Below are 10,893 nucleotides of genomic sequence, written 5' to 3'. Positions count from 1 at the left end.
GGGCAGCACTGCGAGCGGACCGCCGGCCGACGGTCCGGCGACGGGGCCCCAACCCCGAGGCGGACACCGGTGCCGCCACGACGGTCCCCACCGACGCGAACGGGTCCGCGGCGGACGTCGCCGCGATCGTCCCGTCCCGGTTGATCTTCGGAAGAGTGGTCGGGGCCTTGCCGCCCGGCATCGCCGCCGGCTGGCCGACGCCGTAGATGGCCTGGTAGATCCGCTTGGCGACCGGAGCGGCGTACTCGGCGCCGGTGCCGGAGTCCGGGATCGTCACCACGACGGCGAACCGCGGGTCGTCGGCCGGGGCGAAGGAGGCGAACCAGGAGGTGTCGCCCTTGCCCTCGACCTCGGCGGTGCCGGTCTTCGCCGCGATCGGGACGATGTTGCTCGGCCAGTCCCCGAAGATGCCGGTCGCCGTGCCCCCGCCCTCGCTGGTGACGCCGCGCAGGCCGGCGCGGATGTAGGCGAGGTTCTCCGGGGAGACCGGCAGCGTCCCGGCCTTGCGCGGCTGGAAGGTCCGCACCACCCGGCCGTCCGGGGCGACCGCGGCTTTGGCCAGGCTGGGCTTCCACAGCGTGCCGCCGTTGGCGATCGCGGCGTAGGCGGTGGCCAGCTGCAGTGGGCTCAGCGACAGGTACTGGCCCTGGCCGATCGCGAACTGGGTGGCCGCGCCGGCGTTGTAGAGGTAGCCGTCCACGCACGCCTCGGCGGCGTACTTGCGGAACCGCTCCGCCTTGACCGGGTCGTGCTCCTCCGGGTAGCCGTTCTTCGCCCGCCGGCAGTAGGAGTCCTTCAGGTCCTCCCAGATCGCCTTGGCCCCCGCGCGGTCGACGACGGACCCTTCGGCCTCCCCGGGCAGGTCCAGGCCGGTGGCCTTGCCGAAGCCCATGGCCTCGGCCATCCGGACGAAGTACTCCTTCGGTGGCGAGTAGGGGCCGCGGCCGTTGCGCAGCCCGCCGTCGGCGAGCCAGGAGTCGTAGGCGAACTGGTCGAAGATGACGTCGCAGGAGATGACGAGCGCCTGGTGCAGGGTGATCGGCCCGGCCGACTCGCCGTCGAAGTTGTGGAAGACCTGGTCGCCGATCTGCAGCGTCGGGGCGCAGTCGAAGTGCTGGTCGCCCTTGGCGCCCAGGTTCTGCATCGCGACGGCGGTGGAGACGACCTTGAACGTCGAGCCGGCCGCGCCCGAGCCCTGGTAGGCCCGCGAGAGCAGGGGGATGCCGTTCGCGGGGTCCGACAGGGCCCGGTAGTCCTGCTCGGAGACGCCGCCGACGAACACCGACGGGTTGTACGAGGGCAGGCTGGCCATCGCGACGACGCCGCCGGTGCGCACGTCGAGGACGACCGCCGACGCGGTCCGGTTGCCGCCGCCGAGCTGGTTGATCGTGTCCTGCAACGCCTGCTCGGTAGCCTGCTGGACGCCGAGGTCGAGGTTGAGCACCAGATGATCGCCGCTGACCGGCGCGGTCGTCGACGCGGTGCCGGCGACCCGGCCGAAGCGGTCCACCTCCAGGCGCTCCACCCCGTCCGCGCCGCGCAGCTCGTCGTCGTAGGTGTTCTCCAGACCGGCGACGCCGATCAGGCTGTTGAGGTGGTAGCCCTTCTCGTCGCCTTGCTTGTCGAGCTGGTCCTGGGTGACCGGGGCGAGGTAACCCAGCTCGTGAGCGGCCAGGGAGCCGTGCTGGTACTCACGTACGGCCTGCAGGTCCGCCGACACACCCGGAAAGCGGTCCGGATGCTCGATGACGGCGAGCGCCTGCTGGGGGCTGACGTCCTTGGCGACCGGGACCGGCTGGTAGGGCGAGCCGTTCCAGCACGGCGGTTTCACCTGGGCGGTGCAGAACCTGATCCGCCGGGTCAGCTCGTCGGCCGGCGTGCCGATCACACTGGCGAGCCGGGCGAGGACCGCCTTGCCCTGGTCGTCCTGCCGGTCCGTCGCGGACCGGTTGACCGAGATGACCAGCGAGGTGCGGTTGCGGACCAGGGGCTGACCGCGATCGTCGAGGATCATCCCGCGGGTCGCGGGCGTCACCACCTCGCGCACCCGGTTCGTCTCGGCGACCCGGCGGTAGTGGTCGCCGTCGAGGACCTGCAGCACCCACAGCCGCGCACCCAGCGTCGCGAGCAGCGACAGCACCAGCACACGCAGCAGCAGGACGCGGATCCGCATCCGATCGTTCATCTCGCGCCCCGCCGGAGGCGGCCGGACAACCGCCGGGAGACGGCGGTCAGCAACGGGAACACGAACGGGGTGAGCAGCACCGCGTAGACCCCGGCGACCAGGGCGCGGACGACGGCCTCACCGCCGGTCAGCGCCGCCGCGCCGAAGATCGAGGTCGTCGCCGCGTAGCCCAGGGTGCCCGCCACGCTGGCCCCGCCGATCGCCGCGAGGGGCACCGCCACCGACCGATCCGCCGCATCCATCACCAGACCAACAGCGTAGCCGACCAGACACATAACGAGAGCAGACTGCCCGAGAACGTGACTTGACGCCAGATCGGCCAACACCCCGACCACAAACCCGCTGACCGCCCCGACCAGCGGACCTTCGATCAGGGAGATCGCCGCCAGCAGGACGAGCACGAGATCCAGCCGGCCGCCGGGAAGGCCCAGTCGGGCGACAACCGAGACCTGCCCGATGAAAGCGACCGCCAGCAGCGCGATCGCGACGACGAAGGTGCGGACGCGCACGGTGTCCGACGAGTCGGCGATGTCCCACATACCGGCTCAGCCCGTCCCACCCTGGCCGGGGCGGGTCGTGCCGGGGGTCGTGCCGGTGCCGGTGCCGGGTGTCTGGGCGGCCGACCCAGTCGGCACCGACTGGGTTGGCACCGACTGCGGGGCCAGCAGACGGTCACCCGGGTCGGTCGCCGGCCGGCCGACGACCACGCCGACGAGGTCGAGCGTGCCGACCGACACGTACGGCTTGACCTCCGCCGTCCGAGACAGCCCGCCGACGTCGGTGACCTTGGTGACGACGCCGATCGGCACGCCGGCGACGTAGTCCATGCTGCCGAAGGTCACCAATCGGTCGCCCTTCTGCACCCGGAAGGAAGCGTCGTACAGAGTGAAGGTCAACGCGCTCGGCCCCTGCCCCCCGGCCACGGCGCCGAGCAGCTGGGTGCGCTCCAGCCGGGCACCGACCCGGCTGTTCGGGTCGCAGGCGAGGCGGACGACGGCGGTGTGCGCCGTGGCCGAGGAGACCGTGCCGACGAGCCCGTCGGCGTTGAGGACGGTCTTGTCGACGTCGACGCCGTCGTCCCGGCCGGCGTTGATGGTGACGGTCCAGTCCGTGCCGGTCACGTCGCCGACCGCGATCACCTTGGCCGGGACGACGGAGTACTGGCCCTTGTCCGCGAGCAGCCTCAGGTCACCGAGCTGCTTGGACATCCGGCCGATCTCGGCGTTGTCGGCGAGCTGGCGGCGCAGCCCGGCGTTGTCCTGGGCCAGCCGGTCGGCGCGGTCGTGGTAGCGGTTCGGGTGGGCCAACGACGAGACGGTCCGGCCGATCGGCCGGGTCACCGCGCTCACGCCGTCCTCGACGCCACCGAGGGCCGAGTGCACGACGCCCCGGGCTCCGTTGGCGGAGCGGCCGGTCTTGTAGTCCAGGGTGATCAGGGTGAAGGCGGCGATGAGCAGGGCTATGATCACCAGGCGGGATCGCCTCGTGTCACGCCCCACAGCAGCCTCCGAACAAGCTCTCAGGCCCCGCGCCGCCGCACGGCGGGCGCGGTCCGTCGCTGACATCGGACGATCCACATCGCCGTGACGTTCCCGGATCTGACACGAAATTCCCCAGCAGCGGGGACGGCCCGGACGGCGCCCGAGAGCGGCCGCGCCGGGGATTGCGACCGCGGCCCGCTACCGCCGCGGCTCCGAGATCAGTACCTGCTGAAGCGCCTCGAACTCCTCGACGCACTTGCCCGACCCCATCGCCACCGAGTGCAGCGGATTCTCGGCGATGTGGATCGGCATGCCGGTCTCGTGCCGCAGCCGCTCGTCGAGCCCGCGCAGCAGTGCACCGCCGCCGGTCAGGACGATGCCTCGGTCCATGATGTCGCCGGACAGCTCCGGCGGGCAGCGGTCCAGCGTCACTTTCACCGCGTCGATCACGGCGTTGACCGGCTCCTCGATCGCCTTGCGGATCTCCTCCGCGGTCACGACGATCGTCTTGGGCAGGCCGGTGACGAGGTCGCGCCCGCGGATCTCGGCGCTGGGCTCGTCGGGCACCTTGTGCGCCGAGCCGATCGCCATCTTGATCTCCTCGGCGGTGCGCTCGCCAAGCATCAGCGAGTACTCCTTCTTCACGTAGGAGATGATCGCGACGTCCAGCTCGTCGCCGGCGGTGCGGATCGACTGGCTGGTAACGATGCCTCCCAGCGAGATCACGGCAACCTCGGTGGTCCCGCCGCCGATGTCGACGACCATGTTGCCGGTCGGCTCGTGCACCGGCAGACCGGCCCCGATCGCGGCGGCCATCGGCTCCTCGATGATGTACACCTTGCGGGCACCGGCCTGGTAGCCGGCGTCCTTGACGGCCCGCTGCTCCACCCCGGTGATCCCCGACGGCACGCAGACGACCAGCCGCGGCTTGGCGAAGTGGCGGCGCCGGTGCACCTTCTGGATGAAGTACCGCAGCATCCGCTCGGTCGTCTCGAAGTCGGCGATCACGCCGTCCTTCAACGGGCGCACGGCCACCACGTTCCCGGGGGTCCGGCCGATCATCCGTTTGGCGTCCGTGCCGACGGCGAGGATGCCCGAGGTGGTGGTGTTGATGGCGACCACGCTCGGCTCGTTGAGGACGATCCCGCGGCCCCGCACGTACACCAGTGTGTTGGCGGTACCGAGATCGACGGCCATGTCACGACCGAGGAACGACAGCGAACTGGACATCGTCGGGTACCGACCTTCCCGGGGGATGCGGTCCTGGCCGCCTCCGGCGCGGCCGACGGCACGGCCAGCCAGGGAGCCGGAGAAGCGCGTGGAACACGTACAGGGTTCGTAGATCGGGCAGGACGACCCGGAAGCGTCCCGCGCGGAAACGACCGCGGAAACCAACCGTCACAGTCGGTTACCGCGACCCGCCGGACACTCTCCAGGCAAGTACTTGAAGGGTAGACCGCCGCGGAGTGCGCCGCCGCCCCGACGGTCGTGGGGCGGCCCGTGTCACCCCCTGGGTCAGATCGACCCGGCAGGCATCAAGGGGGTCACAGTCCCGGTGCTCAACGGGCTTCAGCGAGGCCACAACGGCCGACGAGGGGTTCGACGCGGGCACGAAATAGCCGGCCGCGATCAGTAAACACTGGTTCGCGGCACCGCGAACCAGAGCCTTCGGTGGCCTCGACGCAGCCGCAAACTCACCCGGAACCGGTGAGCGCACGGCGTGGTCCGGTCCACCCGGGACCACGCCACGAGCCGCGCGGCTCAGCTCAGGCCGGGGAAGAACAGGTCGATCTCGCGCTTGGCGGACTCCGGCGAGTCCGAGCCGTGCACGAGGTTCTGGCCGATCTCCAGCGCGTAGTCGCCGCGCAGCGAGCCGGGGGCGGCCTTCACCGGATCGGTGGCGCCGATCAGCCCACGCGACGCCTCGACGGCCCGCGGCCCCTCGGCGACCAGGGCGACGAGCGGGCCGGAGGTGATGAACTCGACCAGCTCACCGAAGAAGGGCTTGCTGGCGTGCTCGCCGTAGTGCGTCTCGGCGACGGAGCGCTCCAGCGTACGCAGCTCGAGGGCCACCAGGGTGAGCCCCTTGCGCTCCAGCCGGCCGACCGCCTCACCGACGAGGCCACGGCTGACGCCATCGGGCTTGACCAGGATGAGGGTGCGCTCGGCGGACACGGTACTCCTTCTCGATCATTGACATCGTCGTCCCGAAGGGCCCGCGGGCCCTTCGTCAACTTACAGGGTGCCCTGCCATCACCATGGCCGAACCGGGCCACCTCAGGACCGCAGCAACGCCCGCGCCCGACCCACAACGGGGGCCGAACCAGTCACCAGCACCCCGGCTCCGCCCAGGTCGGCGTCCTCCTCGCCAAGCCGGACCGCGTCGTCGATCGCGTCGTCGAGCCGGGCGGCGACCTCGACCCGGTCGGCGCCGAACACGCCCGCCGCCACGGCCGCGAGGTCGTCGACGCCCAGCGCCGCCGCCGTCGCCCCGGCCGTGACGACCACCGTGCCGAGGACCGGTTCGAGCGCGGCCAGAATCCGGGCTGCGAGCGCCTCGTCGCCGTCGACGGCGACCACGCCGACGAGCACCTCGAAGGTGAACGCCTCCTCCAGCGCGGCCACGAGCGCCGCCGCGGCCACGGCGTCCTGGGCGATGTCGAGCACGATCGTCGGCGAGCGGCGCACGACCTCCAGCCGGCCCCGGGTATCCACCTGCGCGAGGCCCACCCGGACGGCGTCGATGTCGAGGACGCTGCGACCGCCACCGAGGAACGCCTCGACGGCGGCGAGCGCGACGGCGGCGGCGTGCGCCTGGTGTGCCCCGTGCAGCGGAAGGAAGAGTTCGTCGTAGGTACCGCCGAGACCCTTCAGCGTGATCATCTGCCCGCCGACGGCGACGCGGCGGCCGACCACTCCGAACTCCATGCCCTCGCGGGCCACCGTCGCGCCGGTGCCGGCGGCCCGCCGCAGTAGCGCCTGCGCGGCCGGCAGGGCCTGCTGCGCGAGCACGACGAGCGTGTCCGCCCGGATCGCCGAGCCGGTCCGCGCAACGATCCGGTCGAGCTCCGCCTCGGCGGCACCAGGGTCCCCCGCGAGCACGGCGGCGTCGGCCGGGTCGAACGAGCTCACCTCGGCGGCGCCGTCCGCCCCGGCGACCGTCACCGGGGTGATCGCGGCCACCGGCGCGTCGAGCAGGTCGGCCAGGTCACCGAGCTCCGGGGAGCCGTCCCAACCCGACTCGACGACCGCCAGGTCGACCGGGGCGTCCGCGAACGCGGCGAAGGCCACCGCGGTGAGCAGCTCGAAGGCGCTCAGCGGGCCATCGGACTCGATCAGCGGCAGGTACGGCGCGAGGTCCTCGTAGGCGGCGGCGAACACCTCGGGCGAGATCTCCGCGCCGGCCAGCCCCACCCGCTGGGCGCTGCCGAGCCAGCCGGGCGAACGCAGGAAGCCCGCACGGACCCCGAACGCGTCAAGCAGCGCGGTGATGGCGGCGACGGTGGAGCTCTTCCCGACGGAACCCGCCACCACGATGCTGGGGAAGGCCCGCTGCGGCTGGCCGAGCAGGTCCAACAGGCGGCGCAGCCGCGCCAGCCCCGGGAGGACCGCGACGGCGGCCCGCTGCGCGTACGCGGCCGCGAACTGCGGAGGACCCGTCCAGGCGGCATCGCCGGACCCGGAGGTCGTGCCGGCCTTCGCCGCGGCGCCTGTCACAGCACGATCCTATGGGTCCGGGCGAGGAGTCCGGGCGAGGAGTCCGGTTTGCGTGGGTCGCTACTGTCGAGCACGGGTGAAGGAGGCGGAAACAGCAGGTGACGTGGACCTACGAGGCGGCATGCGCCGCACTGGCCAGCTCGGTGGACCTGGAGAAGCAGGCGATCACGGCCGACCCGCCGGTGCCGAGTCTGGAGCGGATGCGGGAGCTGGCCCACCGGCTCGGCGACCCGCAGCACGGCGCCGCGATGATCCATCTGACCGGCACGAACGGGAAGACGTCGACGGCGCGGATCACCTCGGCCCTGCTCGGCGCCGCGGGGCTGCGGGTCGGCCAGTACACCAGCCCGCACCTGGAACGGACGAACGAGCGGCTGGTCGTCGACGGCCGGCCGATCGACGACGGCGAGTTCGCCCGCTGCGTCGGCGCGGCGGTGGACGCGGCCGCGCCGATGGCGGACCGGCCGACCTTCTTCGAGCTGCTGACGGCCGCGGCGTTCCACTGGTTCGCCGACCGGGCCGTCGACGCCGCGGTGGTCGAGGTCGGGCTGCTCGGCCGCTGGGACGCCACGAACATCGCCGACGGCCGGGTCGCCGTCGTCACGGGCATCGGCGCCGATCATCTGGACTACGCGGGGAGCCTGGCCGGGGTGGCCCGGGAGAAGGCCGGAATCGTCAAGCCCGGCGCCGACCTCGTGCTCGGCGAGGTTGACGCCCGCTTCGACGACGTCTTCACCCGGACGCCGGCGGCCCGGGTCCTGCGCCTGGGCCGGGACTTCGCCACGGCCGGCGGCCGCCCCGACCCGGCCGGTCGCCGCGGCGACCTGCGCACCCCCGCCGCCCGCTACGACGACGTCCTGCTGTCGCTGCACGGCGCCTACCAGGAGGCCAACGCCGCCTGCGCGCTGGCGGCGGTGGAGGCGTTCCTCGGCCGCCCGCTGCCCGAGAAGGTGGTCCGGGCCGGGCTCGGTTCGGTGCGGGCACCCGGCCGATTGGAGATCGTCGGGACGGTGCCGCTGCACGTGCTCGACGGTGCCCACAATCCGGCGGCGGCGGCGGCGCTGACCCGTTCGCTCGCCGAGGAGTTCCCGGGCCGGAGCTGGACGATCGTCTATGGGGCGCTGCGCGGCCACGACTTCGCCGCCACTCTGGCGGAGCTGCGCGGCGAGCGGATCGACTCGCTGATCTGCTGCGAGCCGGCGTCCCCGCGGGCGATCCCGGCCGAGCAGGTCACCGAGGCGGCGCGGCGATGGGCGATCCCCGCCGAGAGCGCTCCCGAGGTCGCGGCCGCGGTGCGACTCGCCCGGCGGCGGGCGGGGACGACCGGCGCGATCCTGGTGACCGGGTCCTTCTACCACCTCACCGAGGCGCGACGGGTGCTGGACGCGTAGTCGCCCGCCGATCCGTAGCCGGGCCGGGGCGGGAGCTCTCGGCCCGGCCCGGCTACGGTCTCAGGCCGACTTCTCCTGGCGGGGCGCCCGCTTCGAGGCGACGTCCCGAGGCACCAGCGTGGGGTTGACGTGCTCCAGGACGACCTCGCGGGTGACGACGACCCGGGCGACGTCCTTACGGCTCGGGATGTCGTACATCACCGACAGCAGCACCTCTTCCATGATCGCCCGCAGGCCGCGGGCGCCGGTGCCGCGCAGGATCGCCTGGTCGGCGATCGCCTCCAGCGCGTCGGAGGTGAAGTCGAGATCGACGCTGTCCAGTTCGAACAGCCGCTTGTACTGCCGGACCAGGGCGTTCTTCGGCTCGGTCAGGATCCGGATCAGCGCCTCGCGGTCCAGGTTGGACACGCTGGTGATGACCGGCAGCCGGCCGATGAACTCCGGAATCATGCCGTACTTCAGCAGGTCCTCGGGCATGATGTCACCGAAGACGTCGGAGGCGTCCGGGTCGTCCTTGCCGTGCAGCACGGCGCGGAAACCCAGCGACTTCTTGCCGATCCGCGACTCGATGATCCGGTCCAGTCCGGCGAAGGCCCCGCCCACGATGAACAGGACGTTCGTCGTGTCGATCTGAATGAACTCCTGGTGCGGGTGCTTGCGACCGCCCTGCGGCGGCACGCTCGCGGTGGTGCCTTCCAAGATCTTCAGCAGGGCCTGCTGGACGCCTTCGCCGGACACGTCTCGAGTGATGCTGGGATTCTCCGACTTACGGGCGATCTTGTCGACCTCGTCGATATAGATAATCCCGGTCTCGGCCTTCTTGACGTCATAGTCGGCGGCCTGGATCAGCTTGAGCAGAATGTTCTCGACGTCCTCGCCGACGTAGCCCGCCTCGGTCAGCGCGGTCGCGTCGGCGATGGCAAACGGGACGTTGAGCATCCGGGCCAGCGTCTGGGCCAGCAGCGTCTTGCCGCACCCGGTCGGGCCGAGCAGCAGGATGTTGCTCTTCGCGAGCTCCACGTCGCCCTTGTTGGCCTCGGCGCCGCCGCCCCCGCCCGAACCGCCGGCCTGCACCCGCTTGTAGTGGTTGTAGACCGCGACGGAGAGGGTCTTCTTCGCCGCCTCCTGACCTACCACGTAGCCGTCGAGGAACTCGTAGATCTCCCGCGGCTTGGGGAGTTCGTCCCACTTCAGCTCGGAGGACTCGGAGAGCTCCTCCTCGATGATCTCGTTACACAGATCGATGCACTCGTCACAGATATAGACGCCAGGGCCGGCGATGAGCTTTTTCACCTGCTTCTGCGACTTACCGCAGAACGAGCACTTGAGCAGGTCACCGCCATCACCGATGCGTGCCACCGAGGACTCAGTCCCTTCGTCCAGACGATGGTGTCGCCTGCGTGTCAGGGGCGGTTGACACCGCCCGGTCGTCGCGTGTCTGCCTGCAACCATCCCCGTGGGGACGGTACCCCGCCAAGCGGCCCGGTGAGTGCCCTATCGCTCGGCTCATACCAGTCAGCCTACGGTCACCATGGCCGTCCTCGCGCGTCCGCGCGGTCCCATAAGGCCAACGCGTCACGGACATCGAGGAGCTGACCGCATTCGACCTGTCGGCGCGCCGTGCGAACCGGCCGCCGACCACCCCGCGCCACGGGCCGGCCCCGCGTGGCGTCGTGCCACGCGAGGCCTCGGCCGCGGGGTGCGCGTGCCGCCCGACCGGTGCCCCGCCGTGCTCCGGGCATCCGATGAGCGCCCGCGATCCGGCCACGCGCCCGCGACTCGTCGCTAGCGCGTGGTGGCGAGCCTCGAGGACTTGCGGGTCTTGATGACCTCGTCGATCAGGCCGTACTCCTTGGCCTCGTCGGCGCTGAAGATCTTGTCCCGCTCGATGTCCTTGCGGATGTCCTCCTCCTTCTTGCCGGTGTGGGTGGCAAGCATCCGCTCCAGCAGCGACCGCATCCGCAGGATCTCGCGGGCCTGGATCTCGATGTCGCTGGACTGGCCCTCCCCCGACGCCGACGGCTGGTGGATCAGGATCCGGCTGTTCTCCAGCGCGAACCGCTTGCCCGGCGTCCCCGCCGCCAGCAGTACCGCCGCCGCCGACGCCGCCTGACCCATA

At 71.7% G+C, this 10,893-nt stretch carries 9 protein-coding genes; 1 reads left to right on the top strand and 8 read right to left on the bottom strand.

Annotated elements, in window-relative coordinates; genetic code table 11:
• The 6 genes from mrdA to G6R25_RS16780 form a co-directional block, all read right to left on the bottom strand.
• On the bottom strand, nucleotides 1-2,185 hold a 2,185-nt coding region (gene mrdA / locus G6R25_RS16805; RefSeq protein WP_235948761.1), incomplete at its 3' end, for a penicillin-binding protein 2.
• Nucleotides 2,182-2,724 (bottom strand): rod shape-determining protein MreD, encoded by a 543-nt coding sequence (gene mreD / locus G6R25_RS16800; RefSeq protein ID WP_163553750.1) that lies wholly within the window; start codon nucleotides 2,722-2,724, stop codon nucleotides 2,182-2,184. The genes mreD and mrdA, both read right to left, overlap by 4 nt.
• A 6-nt stretch (nucleotides 2,725-2,730) precedes the next feature.
• Nucleotides 2,731-3,684, bottom strand: a complete 954-nt coding sequence (gene mreC, locus G6R25_RS16795; RefSeq protein ID WP_163553749.1) for a rod shape-determining protein MreC — start codon at nucleotides 3,682-3,684, stop codon at nucleotides 2,731-2,733.
• Between the two features lie 180 nt (nucleotides 3,685-3,864).
• Nucleotides 3,865-4,896: a rod shape-determining protein gene (locus tag G6R25_RS16790; RefSeq protein WP_009739818.1), complete on the bottom strand. Its 1,032-nt coding sequence runs from the start codon at nucleotides 4,894-4,896 to the stop codon at nucleotides 3,865-3,867.
• 531 nt (nucleotides 4,897-5,427) lie between these two features.
• On the bottom strand, nucleotides 5,428-5,841 hold the full coding sequence (ndk, locus tag G6R25_RS16785; protein ID WP_163553748.1) for a nucleoside-diphosphate kinase: 414 nt from the start codon (nucleotides 5,839-5,841) through the stop codon (nucleotides 5,428-5,430).
• Between the two features lie 102 nt (nucleotides 5,842-5,943).
• Complete coding sequence (locus G6R25_RS16780) at nucleotides 5,944-7,383, bottom strand: folylpolyglutamate synthase/dihydrofolate synthase family protein (RefSeq protein ID WP_163553747.1); 1,440 nt, start codon at nucleotides 7,381-7,383, stop codon at nucleotides 5,944-5,946.
• A gap of 98 nt (nucleotides 7,384-7,481) precedes the next feature.
• On the opposite strand from G6R25_RS16780, the gene G6R25_RS16775 reads away from it, so the two are divergent.
• Entirely contained in the window at nucleotides 7,482-8,774 is a 1,293-nt protein-coding gene (locus tag G6R25_RS16775) for a bifunctional folylpolyglutamate synthase/dihydrofolate synthase (protein ID WP_163553746.1), read from the top strand.
• 60 nt (nucleotides 8,775-8,834) lie between these two features.
• Here G6R25_RS16775 and clpX read toward each other — a convergent pair whose 3' ends face one another.
• Both clpX and G6R25_RS16765 read right to left on the bottom strand, forming a co-directional pair.
• Nucleotides 8,835-10,133, bottom strand: a complete 1,299-nt coding sequence (gene clpX, locus G6R25_RS16770) for an ATP-dependent Clp protease ATP-binding subunit ClpX (RefSeq protein WP_136447285.1) — start codon at nucleotides 10,131-10,133, stop codon at nucleotides 8,835-8,837.
• Between the two features lie 426 nt (nucleotides 10,134-10,559).
• A partial coding sequence (locus G6R25_RS16765) for an ATP-dependent Clp protease proteolytic subunit (protein ID WP_205447181.1) occupies nucleotides 10,560-10,893 on the bottom strand: 334 nt, incomplete at its 5' end.

Origin of the sequence: Candidatus Frankia alpina, assembly GCF_902806485.1 — a bacterium.
Classification (GTDB): domain Bacteria; phylum Actinomycetota; class Actinomycetes; order Frankiales; family Frankiaceae; genus Frankia; species Frankia alpina.
Note: the sequence above shows the minus strand (reverse complement) of the source record. Positions and strands in the feature narration are given on the sequence as shown.